15 protein-coding genes are annotated in these 17844 nt (G+C 47.5%); 10 read left to right on the top strand and 5 right to left on the bottom strand.

Translation table 11 applies throughout. The features are described 5' to 3' along the window. Position 1 precedes the first annotated feature (1 nt). The 4 genes from ispF to M2137_RS04875 all read left to right on the top strand — a co-directional run bounded on the left by ispF (position 2) and on the right by M2137_RS04875 (position 4541). A complete protein-coding gene (gene ispF, locus M2137_RS04890) occupies positions 2 to 481 on the top strand; it encodes a 2-C-methyl-D-erythritol 2,4-cyclodiphosphate synthase (protein ID WP_280765348.1) in 480 nt (159 codons plus the stop codon). A gap of 142 nt (positions 482 to 623) precedes the next feature. Continuing rightward, complete coding sequence (locus M2137_RS04885; RefSeq protein WP_280765347.1) at positions 624 to 2531, top strand: Ig-like domain-containing domain; 1908 nt, start codon at positions 624 to 626, stop codon at positions 2529 to 2531. Further along, the gene (locus tag M2137_RS04880) at positions 2482 to 3354 is read left to right on the top strand and encodes a DUF3108 domain-containing protein (RefSeq protein ID WP_280765346.1); all 873 of its coding nucleotides are present in this window, start codon (positions 2482 to 2484) and stop codon (positions 3352 to 3354) included. Before M2137_RS04885 ends, M2137_RS04880 begins: the two co-directional genes overlap by 50 nt. Positions 3355 to 3371: 17 nt before the next feature. After that, positions 3372 to 4541 (top strand): CapA family protein, encoded by a 1170-nt coding sequence (locus tag M2137_RS04875; protein ID WP_280765345.1) that lies wholly within the window; start codon positions 3372 to 3374, stop codon positions 4539 to 4541. A gap of 219 nt (positions 4542 to 4760) precedes the next feature. On the opposite strand, the gene M2137_RS04870 is transcribed toward M2137_RS04875, so the two are convergent. Continuing rightward, on the bottom strand, positions 4761 to 7862 hold the full coding sequence (locus tag M2137_RS04870) for a glycoside hydrolase family 2 TIM barrel-domain containing protein (protein ID WP_280765344.1): 3102 nt from the start codon (positions 7860 to 7862) through the stop codon (positions 4761 to 4763). Positions 7863 to 7944: 82 nt separating this feature from the next. Next, positions 7945 to 9111: a Gfo/Idh/MocA family oxidoreductase gene (locus M2137_RS04865; RefSeq protein WP_280765343.1), complete on the bottom strand. Its 1167-nt coding sequence runs from the start codon at positions 9109 to 9111 to the stop codon at positions 7945 to 7947. A gap of 219 nt (positions 9112 to 9330) precedes the next feature. Between M2137_RS04865 and M2137_RS04860 the strand changes: the two genes are divergently transcribed. The 3 genes from M2137_RS04860 (at position 9331) to M2137_RS04850 (ending at position 11171) form a co-directional block, all read left to right on the top strand. Continuing rightward, positions 9331 to 9474, top strand: a complete 144-nt coding sequence (locus tag M2137_RS04860; RefSeq protein WP_280765342.1) for a hypothetical protein — start codon at positions 9331 to 9333, stop codon at positions 9472 to 9474. Between the two features lie 111 nt (positions 9475 to 9585). Continuing rightward, entirely contained in the window at positions 9586 to 10152 is a 567-nt protein-coding gene (locus M2137_RS04855; protein ID WP_280765341.1) for a 3'-5' exonuclease, read from the top strand. Beyond that, the gene (locus tag M2137_RS04850; protein ID WP_280765340.1) at positions 10146 to 11171 is read left to right on the top strand and encodes an N-acetylmuramoyl-L-alanine amidase; all 1026 of its coding nucleotides are present in this window, start codon (positions 10146 to 10148) and stop codon (positions 11169 to 11171) included. The genes M2137_RS04855 and M2137_RS04850 overlap by 7 nt, the downstream gene beginning before the upstream one ends. 11 nt (positions 11172 to 11182) lie before the next feature. On the opposite strand, the gene M2137_RS04845 is transcribed toward M2137_RS04850, so the two are convergent. The 3 genes from M2137_RS04845 to M2137_RS04835 form a co-directional block, all read right to left on the bottom strand. Continuing rightward, a complete protein-coding gene (locus M2137_RS04845) occupies positions 11183 to 11488 on the bottom strand; it encodes a helix-turn-helix transcriptional regulator (RefSeq protein WP_280765339.1) in 306 nt (101 codons plus the stop codon). 3 nt (positions 11489 to 11491) lie between these two features. Beyond that, on the bottom strand, positions 11492 to 11851 hold the full coding sequence (locus tag M2137_RS04840) for a type II toxin-antitoxin system RelE/ParE family toxin (RefSeq protein WP_280765338.1): 360 nt from the start codon (positions 11849 to 11851) through the stop codon (positions 11492 to 11494). Between the two features lie 91 nt (positions 11852 to 11942). Continuing rightward, positions 11943 to 12941, bottom strand: coding sequence for a malate dehydrogenase (locus tag M2137_RS04835; RefSeq protein ID WP_280765337.1), 999 nt, complete (start codon positions 12939 to 12941; stop codon positions 11943 to 11945). 500 nt (positions 12942 to 13441) lie between these two features. Here M2137_RS04835 and M2137_RS04830 point away from each other — a divergent pair, with 500 nt between their 5' ends. The 3 genes from M2137_RS04830 (at position 13442) to M2137_RS04820 (ending at position 17630) form a co-directional block, all read left to right on the top strand. After that, positions 13442 to 14644 carry a 6-bladed beta-propeller gene (locus M2137_RS04830; RefSeq protein ID WP_280765336.1) on the top strand — a complete coding sequence of 401 codons (1203 nt, stop codon included), beginning with the start codon at positions 13442 to 13444 and terminating at the stop codon, positions 14642 to 14644. A 132-nt stretch (positions 14645 to 14776) separates the two neighbouring features. Next, positions 14777 to 16309, top strand: a complete 1533-nt coding sequence (locus M2137_RS04825) for a TldD/PmbA family protein (RefSeq protein WP_280765335.1) — start codon at positions 14777 to 14779, stop codon at positions 16307 to 16309. Position 16310: 1 nt separating this feature from the next. Then, positions 16311 to 17630 carry a TldD/PmbA family protein gene (locus M2137_RS04820; protein ID WP_280765334.1) on the top strand — a complete coding sequence of 440 codons (1320 nt, stop codon included), beginning with the start codon at positions 16311 to 16313 and terminating at the stop codon, positions 17628 to 17630. Positions 17631 to 17844: the final 214 nt, after the last annotated feature.

Raw genomic sequence — 17844 nt, 5'->3', positions numbered from 1 at the left:
AATGAAGATTCGTGTAGGGTTTGGATATGATGTGCATGCACTGGTGCCTGACCGTGCTCTGTGGCTGGGAGGCATACAGATAGACCATACGTTGGGACTCAAAGGACATAGCGATGCCGACGTATTGATCCATGCCATCTGCGACGCTCTGTTGGGCGCTGCCAACCTGCGCGACATCGGTTATCACTTTCCCGATACAGCCGGCGAATACAAAGACATCGACAGCAAAATACTCCTGCGCGACACCATGCGTCTTATCCGCGAAGCCGGTTACGAACTGGGCAATATCGACGCGACCATCGCCGCCGAACGCCCCAAGATCAACCCACACATCCCCTCTATAAAACAAACACTGGCGGCTGTTATGGAGGTCGACGAGAACGATATTTCCATCAAAGCCACCACCAGCGAACGCCTCGGGTTCGTCGGCCGGGAAGAGGGCATGGCTGCCTATGCCACCGTATTGATCACGGCACGCTAAGTCCATATTAACTATATAATTCCCTCTATCAGCGCTATCCCAATCCGGGAGTTATCGCTCGCTACGTAATTATTACGAACCCATAGCGAGTTATTGACAGGAATTTTCTCTATTTTTGTCCCTGCGACAAGAAATAAACAACATGAACAATCAATATACCCGAGGTAGTTTGATTCTGATCAATAGCGTACTGTTGTTGATCCTGATCTATTCGTGTGCCAGTATCGGAAGCCCTAATGGGGGACCTTACGACAAAGAACCGCCTAAATATGTATCGAGTACTCCTGCTCCTAATCAGACCAATTTCAAAGGGAAAAAGATAGAAATCCTGTTCGATGAATTGATACAACTGGAGAAACCGGCTGAAAATGTAATCATCACGCCTCCCCAACGGCAGATGCCTGTGATACGGGCAACCGGGAAGAAGGTGTCGGTGGAACTGAAAGATACGATGTTGGAAAGTACGACCTATACATTTGATTTTACCAATTCGATTGTCGACAACAACGAAAAGAATGTATTGGAAAACTACTCGTTTGCCTTCTCTACCGGCGATGTGATTGATACGTTGGAGATCGCCGGGATATTGCTCAACGCGGAGAACCTCGAACCTATGCCGGGCATCACAGTCGGTTTGCACAGCAACCTGGAGGATTCGGCATTTGTAAAAGAAGTCTTTACCCGTACGTCGCGCACCAATGAACGGGGACGGTTTACGATCCGCAATATTGCGACGGGCACCTACCGCCTGTATGCTCTGAATGACATGAGCCGGGATTATAAGTTTGATAACCCGACTGAAGATATTGCCTTTGAGGAGATCCCCATTACCCCGACCTTTGAGTTTGCCGAACGGATGGATACTGTCTGGGTAGACAGCGTAACGGTCGATTCAATCAACCTCGTTCCTTATACCCACTTTCTGCCCGACGATGTGACGCTTTTCCTTTTCAAAGAGAAATTTGAACGGCAGTATATGCTGCGTCCCGAAAGACCGGAAAATCATTTGTTCGCGTTGAAGTTTAATGCGCCGCTCGATACGGTGCCTCTGCCTGTCCCTCTCAATTTTGAACCGGCCGACAGTAGCTGGTATGTGATTCAGACCGCAGACGAAAACCGGACAGCCAATTTCTGGATCACCGATTCGACTGTATGGCCATTGGACACCTTGCAGATGGAACTGACCTACGCGATGAGTGATTCGTTGAACCAATTGGTACCCAAGACCGACACGATCATGGCCACCATGCGTCGCCGTCCGAACGACAATCGCCGCTCGCGCCGGAATGAAGAGGAACCCGAGCCTATTACCTTCCTGGGGATGAGTGCATCCAATGCATCGTCGATGAACCTGCACGATACCCTCTTTGTCACCTTCAACGAGCCGGTTAGAGAGGTGCCGCCCGAGATATTCTGTCTGGATCAAAAAGTCGATACCTTGTGGATGCCGGTCGAATTCGAGATGAAGCCGGATAGCACCAATTCGCTCCGTTATCTGATCGAACGCAAATGGAGTTACGGGGAGGAATACCGCCTGACGGTCGACTCAGCATTGTTGCTCAGTGTCTACGACCGTTGGAACGACACCTATAGCGGCACCTTCAAGTTTAAAACCAGGGAAGAATACGGGCATCTCTATATCAACATACATGGGATCGATTCGAATGCTTTCGTAGAATTATTGGATAAAAGCGATCAACCGGTACGAAAGGCAAAAGTGACCCGTGGAGGTGTACTCTTTATGGATCTGGCTCCGAGCACCTATTATGCCCGCTTGATTGTGGATGAGAACGACAACGGATTATGGGACACCGGGCATTATGCGGAAAAGCGCCAGCCGGAGAAGGTCTATTACTGTCCGAAAGCGATGGAGATCATTGTCAACTGGGAGACAGAGGAAGACTGGTATGTACTCGATACACCGATCGATCAGCAGAAGCCATTGGATATCACCAAGAATAAGCCGAAAGAAAAACAAGAAAGACAAAGAGATCATAGAAATGAAGGAAAAAATAGCTCGTCGTCGCGTAGCGGAGGACTGCCGTTCTAAGACGGTTTTCTGCCTGTTCCTTATTCTCTTCTCAGGCATACTATACACTGCTCATGCGCAATGTCTGAAAAACACAGATGTCTTTACCCCGCGTGAAACGGTGGAATTCGACCTCTATTTCAAATGGGGAATCCTGATGACCAAAGGCGGAAGTGCCTCTATCACGATCAAAGAGGGTGTGTATGAAGGAGTGCCTTCCTGGAACAGCGAATTGTTATTGTGGTCGACCGGCGTGGTCGATAAGGTCTTCCGTATTCGTGATACGATTGAAAATCACATAGGCAAAGTGGATCAACGCCTGTTGTTTGCCACCAAACGCTCCGACGAAGGAGGCTACTACCAGATAGACAACCTGACCTATTCCTACCAGGGCGAAGAGACCCATGTACATGCTTTCCGCCGTAACATAGAACGGGTGAAGGCCGACACGGTATTAGTCGGGGGCAACTGTGTGTTGGATATTCTGGGTGCCCTTATGTATGCCCGTTCTTTCGACTGGAACAAGATGACACAAAGCCAGCACTACCAATTACAGGTAGCGATGGGCAAAACGGTTATCCCTATTAGCTACCGGTATGAAGGGCAACAGATCGTGGAGAAGAACCATGTGAAATACCGCGCCCGCTATTTTATCATCGACATCTTTGACGATGCCTTCACCCAAAGCAAGGAGGCGATGGAGATATGGATTGGCGACGACGCAAACCACCTCCCTGTAAAAGTGAGAGCCAAACTGAAGCTGGGCGCCATGGAAGCCTATTACAGCTCGTCTGCCAACCTGCGCCATCCGTTGAACTGCCGGGTAGAAATACCTAAAAAGTAAAAGAAAGATTCCGCTCTATGAGGTGGCGAAAACAGATCGTTCCGGTTATCTTTGGCATGATATTATGCCTTGTAACCGGCTGTTCCCTGTCCTCAAAAAAGGAAAAGTCCACTGTTTTGCAAGAGGAGACTACGGCGGAAATCATCCCATCCGATACACTTTGTTTATTGTTTGCCGGCGATCTGCTTATTCATACGGCGCTCTATCCCTCCGCCTGGTCGGAAGGGGGCGACAGCAGCTATCGGTTTTCGCTTCCTTTTCGTGATGTCAAAACATATATCTCTTCAGCCGATGTCAGCATCGCCAACCTGGAGGTACCTTTGGGCGGGAAGCCTTATAGTGGCTATCCGATGTTTTCCTCCCCTTCGGAGATAGCGGATGCGGTGAAAGAGACCGGATTCGATATCCTGTTGTTGGCTAATAACCATGCCGTCGACCGGGGACGTAGAGGCTTAGGGCGTACGCTGGACTACCTGGATCGCCTGGGGTTGGAACACACCGGCGCCTTTCGCGACTCGGTAGAGAGAAGCAAGCAATACCCTTTGGTGATCGATCGGAATAATATCCGCGTTGCCCTACTCAATTACACCTATGGAACCAACGGGATACCCGTATCGAAGCCTGCCGTTATCAACCTGATTGACACCCTTCAGATGCGCGAGGATATTCGCAAGGCGCGAGAACAAAAAGCGGATTATATCATTGCTTGCCTGCATTGGGGGTATGAATACCAACGAAAGGAACATGCCGAACAGCGGGAGGTTGCCCATTTCTTGGCCGAAGAGGGGGTCGATCTGATCGTAGGCGGCCACCCGCATGTGGTGCAACCCTATAAGGAGATCACCCGAAAAACGGGAGAGGTCGTGCCGGTGATCTATTCCCTGGGCAATTTTATCTCCAATCAGCAGTGGCGCTATGCCGATGGTGGCATTGTGTTCGATGTGACGTTGATCAAAAAAGAGGATGCATCGCTGGCGGCTTCTTTTGCCTACGAACCAGTTTGGGTGAATCGGTTTCAGACGGAAGACAAAGCGGCGTACCGTCTGATACCCGTCAACCGGTTTTACCATGATCCCGGAAAATACGACCTGGATGCGGAAAGGCGTTATCGCATGGAAGAGTTCTACTTAGACACCCGCCGCCTACTGCCCGATCTTCCTTATAGCGGGTTTTACAATTACCCCTGATTTCTTCCATCTTCACGCTTCACTTTGCACATTTTTAACTGGGAGAATTCTATCGTCGATGCGCTTCGACAGTACTGTCCATGCCCTTCGACAGTACTGTCCATGCGCTTCGACAGTACTGTCGAAGCGCATGGACAGTAAAGAAATGGCAAGGGGCTGACAAAAAAAGAGGCTTTCTCGCTCTGAGAAAACCTCCTTTCTTAGTCATATAATAGCTTTTTACAGAGCCGATTTCACGGGCTGTATAATGAAGGTGAATTCCATATCCTGGTAAGGAATAGTGTATTGGCTCAATGGCAATGCACCCCAGCTGTTCACACAAGCCAGACCCATTTGCACTTTGTCGATACAGAAATTCGTATAATCAATCTGAGGAACTAACTCCGAATGGTTTTGCTCTTTTTCCATTCCGTCGTCGAGCGACTCGATAGAATAATGCAAAGCGGAAGCCGTAAAGGGCGCTTCACTAACAAACTGCAGGCCGTTTCCTCCGCGGTTTGTCTGGTTCCACCAGCGTACATCGGTTTTCGCACCCGTTTCCTGCGGGCGGATATACGAATAGAACTGCTCATCTACCGATTGGCGGTAAATGCCTATATCTGTTACATTGTTACGGTCTGAATAGTTTTCAATCGGTCCGCGTCCATAGAATTGGATATGATCCATCGTCTTTGGCATCTGCATTTGCATACCGAAACGGAACAGATTGGAAACTTTTTCCGATTTGTCGGCCACCATCTGCTGGGTCACCTTGATCGCTCCTTCGTTATTGATCGCATAGGTCAGATAGAGCTTTGCTTTGACCGCTTCCATATCGTATTCCGCTTTGATAACCACCAGGCCATCGACCGTCTCACCCTTCAACGATTTCAACCTCAACCCCGGATTCAACCAGGCACGGTATCTGCGTTGCAGGTTAGCACCCATATCGTTGTCCGTCGGAGCACGCCAGAAGTTCGGTGTCAGTTTACCGCCCTCATTCAGCATCGATTGTCCGTTCACCTCATAGCGCGACAAGAAACCGTCACGACGTCCGAAGTCCATACGGAATGTTTCGCCTTCCACGATCAGGAAGTGATGGTCTCTTTCCACGAGAGTAGCCGGAACCGTTGCGATATGCATCTGTTCCTTATTCTTCAGTTCCATATCCGCTTCTTTGCCTTCACGAACTAATAGCTGATTCTTAGCCACCACATAACCTGCCGGTAGCATGGTTTCCGCCTTTTTCAGTTTGAACGCAATGTTTAACAACAATTCTTTGCAGCCGCAGATACCCTCTGTGGTATAATCAAACTTCAGGTTGCCCTTTTGCTGTGGAGCTACTTTCAGATCATTGATAATGCCCGATTGTACCACTTCGCCATTGGCCAATAACTGCCACTCAGCATAATACCCACCGAGGTCACGGAAGAAGTTTTCATTGTAAACGCTTACCGTTCCGTTGGTCATATCCACCGGAGTTGCCCAGATCGACTGATAAATATGTCCTACTTCATACATATGCGGATTGGGAACCCGGTCGGGGCTGATCAGCCCGTTGTCACAGAAGTTCTTATCGGAAGCATCATACGGATTCCAGTCGCCACCATAGCCATAATAGGAAATGCCATCAGGACGCGTGATACGTAAAGACTGATCGACAAAGTCCCAGATGAAACCACCCTGGAAGTGCGGATACTTACGGATCAGATCCCAGTATTCTTTGAAACCTCCCTGTGAGTTACCCATTGCATGGGCATATTCACATTGGATAAGCGGCTTGGAAGGATTTCTGCTTACATATCTTTCACTTCCTTCATAACCCATATACATCGGGCAATAGACATCCGTAAACTCATTGCCGTGTGCCTGTTCATACTGGCAGGGACGGGAAGGATCTTCTGCTTTAATCCAGGTGTAGCAGGCTTCGAAGTTGGATCCGAAACCGGCTTCGTTACCGAGCGACCAGAATATCACGGAAGGATGGTTGAAGCTACGCTGCACATTACGCTGGTTGCGCTCCATATGTGCCTTGGCATAGGATGGGTTCTTCGCCAATGTGTGTTCGCCGTAACCCATACCGTGTGACTCAATATTGGCCTCAGCCACTACATACAAGCCATACTCATCACAGAGATCATACCAGAGGTTGTTATCCGGATAGTGGCAAGTACGCACCGCATTAATATTAAACTCTTTCATTCGCTTAATATCTTCCAGCATCCGCTCGCGGGAGATCACATATCCGGCATCGGGATCCATCTCATGACGGTTGGCTCCCTTGAAGAGAACAGGCTGCCCATTCACTAAGATCTGTCCACCTTTCTGTTCGATCTTACGGAATCCGACCCGTTGCGGAATCACTTCCAATACTTTATTGCCATCTTTCAATGTAGCAGTCAATGTGTAGAGGTTTGGCGTTTCTGCCGACCATTTTTTTGGATTGGCCACCGCCATGCTTCCGGTCTGTTTGCCGGCACCTTTCACCGTAGCCGAAGCCACTTCGGTTCCCTGGCAATCCGTCAGTTTCAGTTCCACAGTCGCACTGCCTTTCAGGTTGAGCTCATAATTCAATGTCGCATCTTGATAGGCCGCATCCAGATCGGGTGTCAAGCGAATATCCTGAATGTATTTCGGAGTGCGGGCATAGAGGTAGCTATCGCGTCCCACACCACTCAGACGGAAGAAGTCCTGGTCTTCCAGATAGGTACCGTCACACCAGCGGAATACCTGGAAAGCAATCAGGTTCTTACCCGGTTTCAGGTATTTTGTCAGATTGAACTCGGCTTCCAATTTGCTGTCTTCGCTATATCCAACGAATTGACCATTTACCCACAAATAGATATTAGAGGTAACCGAACCGAAATGAGCAAAGATCTCTTTCCCACTCCAGCCTGCCGGAATAACGATTTCTTTACGATAAGAACCTACATGATTGTTTTCCTCCGGGAAGTGAGGAGGATTATTTCTAAACTGATCTCTCCAGGGATAGCCCACATTTACATACAAAGGATCGCCATAGCCGTTGAGTTCCCAGTTGCCCGGAACCGGCATAGTGCCCCAGCCTTTGTCATTGAATCCGACTTTAAAAAAGTCAGTCGGACGCATATTCGAGTCTTTCACCCAGTTGAACTTCCAGATACCATTGAGTGTCATAAAGTTTTCTGACGACTCCTTACAGCCTTTTTGAGCGGCTTCTGCCGACTCATAGGCAAAATAATTCGTGTGCATCGGTGCACGGTTGACCTGATTGACAGTCGGGTCGAGCCATTCATTCTTTTGTGCAAAAGTGGTTACCGCCAACAGGGAGCAACCACAAAGCAATAAACATTTAAAATTCATATGTGTATAATGATTATAGAGTTAATAATGATCCCAAGGACAACGCCTTGGGATCATTACAAAGAATTATCTAAACTCAGGTTTATTCCATCCATTTCTGCCACTTCACCTCATCGTTCCAGCCGGCTGTCACCATCGTTTCGATGAACTGCATTCCCCGCAGGCCATCGTAAACATTCGGGAAGTCAAGCATGTCTTTGGTAGGCTCTTCGCCCATCTGCTTGGCCATTACGGTAAGTGTAAAGTTGCGGTATATATTGGCAAAGGCTTCAATAAAGCCTTCCGGATGTCCGGCGGGAGTACGGGTATCCCATAAGGCTTCGGGGCCTAAATAGGTATTATTGCCCACATGGATCACCTCTTCCGGCTTGTTGCCCCATTTCACGATCAAGCGATTCGGATCCATCTGATGCCAATCCAATCCACCTTTTTCGCCATAGACACGGAGACGGATATTGTTAGCTTCACCAATCGCGATCTGAGAAGCGGTCAGGGTCGCTTTCGCCCCGCCGTCTAAACGCAGGAAGGCAGCTCCGTCGTCGTCGATCGGACGTCCGGGCACAAAGGTATTCAGTTCGGCACAGAGCTCCGTCACCTGCTGTCCGGTGACATATTCCGTCAGATGCCAGGCATGGGTACCGATATCGCCGATACAACCGGCTTTCCCCGATAGTTTCGGGTCTGTACGCCAACCGGCATTATTACCACTCTGCAATTCGATCCGCTCCGACAACCAGCCCTGTGGATACTCCACATAGACGCGGCGCAGCTTGCCCAGTTCACCTTTGGCAATACGTGCTTTCATCTCTTTCACGGCCGGATAGCCGGTATACACATGAGTCAGGGCAAACACCAGGCCGGTCTCTTCCACCTTGTCACGCAACAATTTCGCCTCTTCCAACGAAAAGGTCATCGGCTTATCGAGCACCACATGCATCCCCCTTTCCAAGGCCATCATGGCGGGTTCAAAATGAAGGTGATTCGGCGTGACAATCACGACAAAATCCATTCGTTCGTCGGCAGGCAAAGCCATCTCCTTATCGAACATTTCCTGATACGTATTGTAAATACGATCTTCCGGTAGGAAGTAAGAGAGACCGGAACTTTTGTTCACCTCCGGATTGGTACTAAAACATCCACATACTAACTCTACATGATTCTCCATGAGGGCCGCTCTGACGTGAATAGCTCCGATAAAACCGGTCTTTCCACCGCCTATCATGCCCATTCTTAGCTTTCTTCTCTTCATAATATGTTTTTCAATTTAACTATTAGACAGTAAGTTTCCAATAAAAGAAAATAAAACCTGGAATACCTGGCTCAAAGATACCTTTTTTTTCATATCTGCCAATTGAAAGTCAAGTGCAGAAAGCTTCTGAAATCGTAAAGAAAATTAAAAAATGCCGCGCGACGCCTTTCAGGGTTCATACAAACGCAAACGGCTGCGCAAGGCATAAACCTCCGCACGGTGGGATTCCATCCGGTCGAGGAAAAGGGCTGGACAGATGTATGCAAGGAGGATCCGTCGCTCGAATCAGGTCTGAATATGGTCGACGGAAAAATTGTTTGCGAAGCAGTAGCCAAAGCTTTCGGATTGGAGTATCATTCGTAGGATTTCTAAAAAGCACCTGAAGAAAACGTCCAATCACCCGGATCGTATTATATTTGTGGTGAAAGAACAGCGTATGGCTGTTTTTGTCGAAACAAAAAACAAGAACAACAGATGAAATTACTCTTCTTTGATTTGGAGACGACCGGGATAAAATACTGGCGTAACGGGATACACCAGATAAGCGGCGAAGTGGTTATTGACGGCGAAACGAAAGAATCTTTCAACTTTAAAGTACAGCCACATCCGAAATGTGACATAGAGGAGGATGCCCTTAAGGTATGCAATGTAACGCGCGAACAGATCATGGCTTATCCTCCCATGCGCGAAGTTTATGCGCAACTGATCAATATGCTGGGGAAATATGTCGACAAGTACGACCGAAAAGACAAGTTCTTCCTGGTAGGCTACAACAATGCTTCCTTCGACAACTACTTCCTGAAGGCCTTCTTTGTACAGAATGACGATCAGTTTTTCTATTCCTGGTTTTGGGTAAACTCTATCGATATCATGGTGTTGGCCACTCACCACCTGATGGAAGAGCGATGCCTGATGCCTGATTTCAAGTTGGAAACCGTCGCCCGTAAGCTGGGCATCGAACCCGATGTGGATCGTTTGCACGATGCGGCATACGACATCGAGCTAACGAAGATGGTCTACCATAAACTGGGGAAATGGTAAACAGATCGGAAACATATCGGTTTACACAAAAAATATGCGCTTTATTCCTGTTCCTCTTCCTGGGAAGCGTCGTACTCTTTGCCCAAGAGAAAGATCGTCCACGCGAAGGCGAAGGCATATATGCTTTTCTTCGGCGAAATAACCGCTCAGGGGCAACTTATCAAAAAGAGTTCCTGGAGCTCAACAAAGGGAAGTTCGGCAAGAACCAATCCCTATTAAAAGGCGTAGAATACACGCTCCCTCCCCTCAAAGAAGGCGAGGCAGCACCATCGACTGCAACGTCTGCGCCAATCATCAAACTGCGTGAGCCTTTGTTTGGAAAGGCATTGGAAGAATATGAAGTTATATCCGATGAACTAAAAGGGGCGACCTTCTATGTCGTTTCCGGTCATGGCGGGCCTGATCCGGGTGCGATCGGGAAGAAGGGGAAACAGGAGTTGCATGAGGATGAGTATGCATACGACATTGCCTTGCGTCTTGCCCGCAACCTGATGATGCGGGGTGCCAAGGCACATATAATTATTCAGGACGCCAAAGACGGCATACGCAATGAAACCATCCTGAAGAACAGTAAAACAGAGACCTGCATGGGCGATCCGATTCCGCTTCGACAGGTCGAACGCCTGAAGCAACGTTGCGAGAAAATCAACGAACTCTATAAAAAAGAAAAGCCCGCGTATGCCCGGGCTATCTTCATTCATATCGACAGCCGCTCTATCCATAAGCAGCTGGATGTCTTCTTCTACCATTCACATACCGAAGCCAGTCGCCGGTTGGCACAGACCATGCGGCAAACTTTTTCCGACAAATACCGCCAGCACCAGCCGCAAAGAGGCTTTTCGGGGACAGTCGAACAACGCAACCTGTATGTCCTCAAAGAGGCTACCCCCGTAGCCTTGTATGTGGAACTGGGAAATATCCAAAACAGCGCCGACCAGGAACGCTTCCTATCGGTTAATAACCGCGACGCATTAGCCAAATGGCTGTGCGAAGGATTTATAGCGGATTATAAGAAGTGAATGCAAGAAAATCAGGGGATCAGTCCAAACCGCAAGCCCAACGCATGCGTAATGTTCAAGAAGGTTGACAGTTGCATATCTGTTTCACCACGTTCCAATAAAACGATATATTCTCTTTTCTTACCAATCATCTCTGCTAATTGCTTTTGCGTGATTTTGTTCTTTTTACGCGCCTCTTTCAACAATTCAGCGTAGTACCAGGCCTCTGCTTTGCCTTCGAACTCTTTCCGCGTAGAGCTTCCCGGCTTGCCATAAGCCTCTTCAAGCATATCATCCGCCACAGCCAATTTTGCTAATTTCGTTTCATCTAAATTCATCTCCTACCCCTCCATTTTCTTTATAATTGAATATGCCTTTTCAATCTCTTTTTTGTACTGTTTGGTATCTTTCTTTACAAATAAATTGAGTAAAACGACCCGCCTTGCCTCCATAAAACTACTCGTTTCAACAGCTATTAAGATCGTTCTATATTCATTATTTCCGAGAGTAATCCGGGCTTCATACAATTCAGTTGGCGGTAGCTTTTTTACAAATTTCTCGCTCACCACATATTGAGTTTGTATGATATGTATCACATAAGAATACTTTTCCCGAACCTTAACGTCTAAGTTCTTGAAATACTCCTCGAACTCATCAGAAAAGATAACTTTTCGAATCGATTTTGGTTCTCGTTCTACCATACAAAAGTAATAAATTTATTACTATTTCGCAAGAAAAGTGTACTACATTGTGATTTAAAACTCAATCAGCAATCGTTTAGGCTACTTCTTGTCACAAATTCGGATTGATCTGCTTCCAAGCTTCTATGGAAGGGATGACGTTGGAATGGATGAGTTCGTCTCTGAGGGCGCAGAGATGACTATAACTCTGTTCCAGTGCTTGCTGCTCCTCCGCTGTTCCTTTCAATGATTGGAGATGCACGCCGTTGGCATCCAATGTCGTCTCCATGGCCATCATGATGTGTGAAAACTGCTCGTTGGAGACATAAGCACCTACCGGCCAGTCGAAGGTTTTACCACCCATGGCCGCCTCAATCATTTCCAATGACAGATAGGACGGACTCTGGAAGGAGGAACGCCCACGCAATTCAATAATCCGTTTGCCACCCTGCACCACTCGTTCTTTGATACCTGCCCAGGCATCGGCCGTAAGCGCCGGTGTTCCGATCAATTCGTTCAAAGGCTTGCCATCCACACGTGCCGTTGAGGAGAAGACAGCCATCTGCTCTCCATGCCCGCCATAGGTGCGGCTGTTGGTGATTTTGTCAGGATGAAGGCCGAAGTGTTTAGCCAGTTCATTGCGCAACCGGGTGCTGTCTAAGGCGGCCAGCGTAGAGACCTGCGATGGTTTCAATCCCGAATAGAGCAATACCAATAAACCGGTTATATCCGCCGGATTAAAAATCACCACGACATGTTTCACATCCGGAGCGTATTGCCTGATATCTTTTCCGAATTGAATGGCGATCTCCGCGTTGCCTTTCAACAGGTCTTCGCGCGTCATGCCCTCTTTGCGGGCAGCGCCTCCCGAGGTAATAACATAGCGGCTACCTCTCAAAGCCTCTTCTATCTTATCGGTATAGGTGATATGAACCCCCTTGAATCCGCACTGCAACAATTCTTCCGCAACACCTTCCAGCCCTTTCGCATACGGGTCATACAGACAGATTTCCGACGACAGCCCCATAAGGATAGCCGATTGAGCCATATTGGAACCGATCATACCGGCTGCTCCAACGATTGTAAATTTTTCATTTGTAAGCGTTTTCATATGCTTAATTTTATATGTTGTTATGTATCAGGAAACTTATTGTCTCCCTATAAAATTCAACAATACAGATGGCGGAATTGTTTTAGATGCCATTTTGTCACAGCAACAGCTTTCCCGGAAGAAAAAAAACTCCTTCGCGCGAAAAATCCCGAATTATCATTTTGATATTTCGGCGGGAGAATCTCGCCGAAATGCAAGGAGTATTTTCAAAAAGTCCCGGGAGAAACACTTTTTAACACTTCGGATTGTAAGTAAAACACCCTCATTTAGTTACCAAAAGCCACCCATTTGCTTACAGGTCACTTTGCCTTTTCCCCGGTTTTCAGACCGCAAACAATAATGCCAGAATGGCAGTTGTTCACTATTCCCTGCGAGAAAAAAAATGCTATCGGTGATGATTCCTTATTTGTGTTTTATAAGAAACGACACGTTTGGGGGGGTATTTCATCTTAATTTACATATATTTACCCCAAGAATAGTTGAACAGGGAAAGGAACCACATGAGACACAGTTTATTCTTCATTGCCATTTTGTTATTCGCACAATCGTGCGCCAATCACCCGACTGTTATATCGGAAGATGTGGAGGCGTTATCTTTTGGGGAGATCACAAAGGATAAAAAGATGCCGTCTGCAGACATTATCTCTGAAATACGTTATATCCCATTAGAGACAACCGACAACGCTATGTTGATGGATATTCAAGATATCCGAATAGACTCCGGTTTGTTTTTTATCTTGGACTCTCAACCCGGGCTGTTTGTATTCGACAGCCTGGGAGTTTTTAAAAATACGATTGGTCGCAAAGGAAACGGTCCCGGAGAATATATACATATTTACTCTTTTTACATAGACAGAAACAACAAACAGGTAGGCGTTATGGATAATTACAAACGCAAAACCCTGAAATACGATTATGAAGGAAATTATTTGGGAGAGATCAGTTATGCGGAAGCCATGCTTTTCCCATTTACTACTGAAATGACATCCGATAACATCCTATTATGCCACTACCCCATTCCTTCGGGATATATGGATTCACCTTATGAGTATCAACTTCTTAAAGAGAACGATGAGCAATATGAGATAGTAGAGGACATCGTCAATTACAGGATTAAAAATCCAACGGGTCTAATGAGTGGTTCCAATAAGACCATTTCCTACTCCAAGGAGCGAATGCTTTTCGCGCCCCATTTTTCCACTATGATCTATGCTGTAAAGGGACAGAAAATAGTGCCCGAATATCAGGTCGCAACTTCTAAAGAGGTTGGAGGAGATCTCTTTTTTAAATCAAACGAGGAGAAGGATTACTTTGATTTATCTAAAGAAATGGCTAACCAAAACCTATTCACCGGCATTAACAAAATCATTGAAACCGACCAGTACCTATTGTTATTAACGGAACATCAATACACCTGTATATGGGACAAAGAGCTTAAAAAGGGCATTCGCTTCGATGGGACAGTCAATAATTTGAACTATCATGAGCTCCTGATGGCTTCGTCCTTTCACGCAACAGACAATCATTATGTCATTGGTTATTCCACACCTCCCTATTTTCTTGATAAAAAAGAAGATATCGAGAAAAATACGGACAATAATTTAAAGAAATTGATCGCCGACCTTACCGAAGACAGCAATCCGGTTATCCTCATCTATACGCTGAAAACCAATATTATCGACACCTTCCTCCCAAAGCAATAAGGCTTATTCGGTAAATGTGTATTTGAAAAGATTTTCTAAAAAAACATTATCTTTGGCCTATTATAAGAAGCTGATTTGAATTTTATTGGAGCTTCTAAAAAAAACTCGTATAATGGATAATGAATAAATAGAATGAGAAGACGTGAATTTATTAAAACAGGAGGAATGGTGATGCTTGGATCATTAGCTGCACCCTCGCTATTGGGTGAGACCCTTTCGTCGGGTGCCATCAATCAGGCGGTAAGTATTCCTTATGCCCTGGAGCATTTTGGAGTGACGGAGAGTGATTTGCGAAAAGTGTTAACGGCTGCACTGGAAAAGGGAGGCGATTATGCGGATCTTTTCTTCGAGCATTCGTTCAGTAATAACATCAGTTTGCAGGATGGTGCGGTCAACTCTGCCCATTCAAATATCGATTTTGGGATGGGTGTGCGTGTATTGGCCGGCGATCAGACCGGTTATGCCTACGTGGAAAACGTGACACTGAGCGAAATGCTCACAGCCGCCCGCACAGCCGCCCGTATTGCGACGGGCACGGTCAGTGCCAAAGCGCCGGTCGGCCTGACGGAGAAGACGATCGGCCATAATTATTATCAGGTAAAAACAGCCTGGGATGAGATCGCCATCAAGGAGAAAATGCCTTATCTACAGAAGTTGAATGAGAGAGTCTTCGCTTTAGACAACAGGGTCATCAAGGTGAGTGCAAGCTTAGGCGACAGCACTTCGCATATTCTTTTTGCCAACTCCGAAGGACAGATGTATTACGACTACCGCCCGATGGCAACGATGGTAGCGGTATGCATCATGCAGGATGGCGATAAGGTGGAGAACTCGTATGCTTCGCGCTCGTTCCGCATGGGATCGGAATTCCTGACCGACGAGATCATCGACACGATGGCAAAAGAGGCAGTGACTAAGACATCTATCCTGTTCCAGGCCATCAAGCCGAAGGGAGGCGAGATGCCGGTGGTGATGGGTGCCGGAGGTTCGGGCATCCTGTTGCATGAAGCAATCGGGCATGCCTTTGAAGCCGACTTCAACCGCAAGAACACCTCTATATTCTCCAGCCAGTTGAATAAGAAAATATGTAACGCGAACATCAATGTGGTCGACGACGGCACGATTCCGTTCAACCGCGGATCGGTGAATATCGATGACGATGGGGTAGAGGGACAAAAGACCTATATCGTGCGCGAAGGGGTATTGACCAGCTACCTGCACGACCGCATCAGTGCGAAACATTATGGCATCGCCTCGACGGGCAACGGCCGCCGGGAGTCGTTCCGCCACATGCCGATACCGCGTATGCGCGCCACCTATATGGAGGCGGGTAATGTATCGGAAGAGGAGATCATCTCGACGGTGAAGAAAGGTATTTATGCCGCCAATTTCACCAACGGACAGGTACAGATCGGTGCCGGCGACTTCACCTTCTTTGTGAAAGACGGTTACCTGATCGAAGACGGCAAATTGACACAGCCGATCAAAGATATCAATATCATCGGTAACGGCCCGAAAGCGCTGGCCGACATGACGATGGTAGGCAATAACTATAAGATGGACAACGGCACCTGGAGCTGCGGCAAGGACGGACAGAGCTGTCCGGTGACCTGCGGTATGCCATCGGCCCTTGTAAGTAAACTAACGGTAGGAGGAGAAAGCTAATATGATAACGGAAGAAAATAAGAAATTGGCACAATGGGCGATGGAATATGCCCTGAAGAACGGATGTCAGGCCTCGCGCATCAGTATTTACTATGGATCGAACTCCTCGTTCGAGGTGCGCGACCGCAAGATCGACCGCCTGCAACAGGCATCGGAAAACAGTATGAGTATCCAGTTGTTTGTCGACGGACGTTATGGAAGCTACTCTACCAATCGCTTAGACAAGAAGGAATTGGAAGTATTTATCAAAGGGGGCATCGAGGCAACCCGCTTCCTGGCGGAAGACAAAGCGCGCACCCTACCCAATCCTTCGCGTTATTACAAAGGGGGAGAGCCGGATCTTCAATTGTTTGATGCCCGGTTCGACTCGATAGACCCTGACAGTAAAGTGGAGTTGGCAATGAAAGCCTGTGATGAGATCATGGGAAAAGATTCACGTATTATCTCCGTCAATACCTCATATGGAGATGGGAAAGAGGCCTCTTACCGGGTAACCAGCAATGGTTTTGAAGGGGAGAACAGCTCTTCTTACTTCCACCTGTCGGCCGGTGTCAGCATTCACGGAGAGGGAGAAGCCCGTCCCGAATCCTATTGGTCGGACTCTTCGCTCTATTTCGATACCCTGCAAAAGCAAGGGATAGGGACAACCGCCTTAGAGCGCGTATTGCAAAAGCTGGGGCAACGCAAGGTGGCGTCAGGCAAATACACGATGCTTGTCGATAACCTCAATATCAGCCGGTTGATCTCTCCGCTTCTCAGCGCCATGTATGGATCCGCTATTCAACAGAAGAACTCGTTCCTGTTGGACAAGCTTCAGCAAAAAGTGGTAGGGGAAAACCTCACCTTTATGGACGAACCACACCAGATGCGCTCCTTCGGCGCCCGCTATTTCGACGGGGAAGGTATTGCAACCCAACGCATGCCGATCATTGAAAACGGGGTGTTGAAAACCTATTTCATCGATACCTACAATGCCAATAAGATGGGAGTCGAGCCAACCATATCGGGTCCCTCGATTATCACGATGCCTTTAGGTACGAAAGACAAAGAGGGCATCATCCGAACGATGGACAAAGGGATCTTAGTGACCGGCTTCAATGGCGGAAACAGCAATAGTTCGACCGGCGATTTCTCGTATGGTATCGAAGGTTTTCTGATCGAAAACGGAAAGATTTCGCAACCGGTTTCCGAAATGAATATTACCGGAAATATCCTGACCTTGTGTAACAATATCCTGGAGATAGGAAATGACCCGCGACACAATACAAGCTGGAAAATTCCGTCTATCTTATTTAAGGATGTGGATTTTAGTGGATTGTAGAAAACAATCCACTATCTTTGTCCGCAACACGAAGTATTGTTAAGTAACTATTGCCGTGAGCGACGACCTTCGGTTCAGTCAAAGTCCGGAAGGACTTTCATTTGGATAACCCCGGGTGTCAACCCGGGGTCGTGGATCGCTCCTCTCGCTGAACCCCGAAGTGGGTTCAACCCGCTACGGGGTTGTTTTGCGTGGGATAGACAGCCACCCCGAG

This window comes from Parabacteroides sp. PFB2-10 (genome assembly GCF_029893085.1).
Taxonomy (GTDB): Bacteria; Bacteroidota; Bacteroidia; order Bacteroidales; family Tannerellaceae; genus QVMG01.
Note: the sequence above shows the minus strand (reverse complement) of the source record. Positions and strands in the feature narration are given on the sequence as shown.

Excerpts from the sequence above, each read along its gene's own strand:
- M2137_RS04855 (WP_280765341.1), top strand. The coding sequence starts at position 9,586 with ATGAAATTACTCTTCTTTGATTTGGAGACGACCGGGATAAAATACTGG.
- M2137_RS04820 (WP_280765334.1), top strand. The coding sequence starts at position 16,311 with ATGATAACGGAAGAAAATAAGAAATTGGCACAATGGGCGATGGAATAT.
- M2137_RS04865 (WP_280765343.1), bottom strand. The coding sequence starts at position 9,111 with ATGAAGAGAAGAAAGCTAAGAATGGGCATGATAGGCGGTGGAAAGACC.
- M2137_RS04870 (WP_280765344.1), bottom strand. The coding sequence starts at position 7,862 with ATGAATTTTAAATGTTTATTGCTTTGTGGTTGCTCCCTGTTGGCGGTA.
- M2137_RS04885 (WP_280765347.1), top strand. The coding sequence starts at position 624 with ATGAACAATCAATATACCCGAGGTAGTTTGATTCTGATCAATAGCGTA.
- M2137_RS04880 (WP_280765346.1), top strand. The coding sequence starts at position 2,482 with ATGAAGGAAAAAATAGCTCGTCGTCGCGTAGCGGAGGACTGCCGTTCT.
- M2137_RS04830 (WP_280765336.1), top strand. The coding sequence starts at position 13,442 with ATGAGACACAGTTTATTCTTCATTGCCATTTTGTTATTCGCACAATCG.
- M2137_RS04875 (WP_280765345.1), top strand. The coding sequence starts at position 3,372 with ATGAGGTGGCGAAAACAGATCGTTCCGGTTATCTTTGGCATGATATTA.
- M2137_RS04835 (WP_280765337.1), bottom strand. The coding sequence starts at position 12,941 with ATGAAAACGCTTACAAATGAAAAATTTACAATCGTTGGAGCAGCCGGT.
- M2137_RS04845 (WP_280765339.1), bottom strand. The coding sequence starts at position 11,488 with ATGAATTTAGATGAAACGAAATTAGCAAAATTGGCTGTGGCGGATGAT.
- M2137_RS04850 (WP_280765340.1), top strand. The coding sequence starts at position 10,146 with ATGGTAAACAGATCGGAAACATATCGGTTTACACAAAAAATATGCGCT.
- ispF (WP_280765348.1), top strand. The coding sequence starts at position 2 with ATGAAGATTCGTGTAGGGTTTGGATATGATGTGCATGCACTGGTGCCT.
- M2137_RS04840 (WP_280765338.1), bottom strand. The coding sequence starts at position 11,851 with ATGGTAGAACGAGAACCAAAATCGATTCGAAAAGTTATCTTTTCTGAT.
- M2137_RS04825 (WP_280765335.1), top strand. The coding sequence starts at position 14,777 with ATGAGAAGACGTGAATTTATTAAAACAGGAGGAATGGTGATGCTTGGA.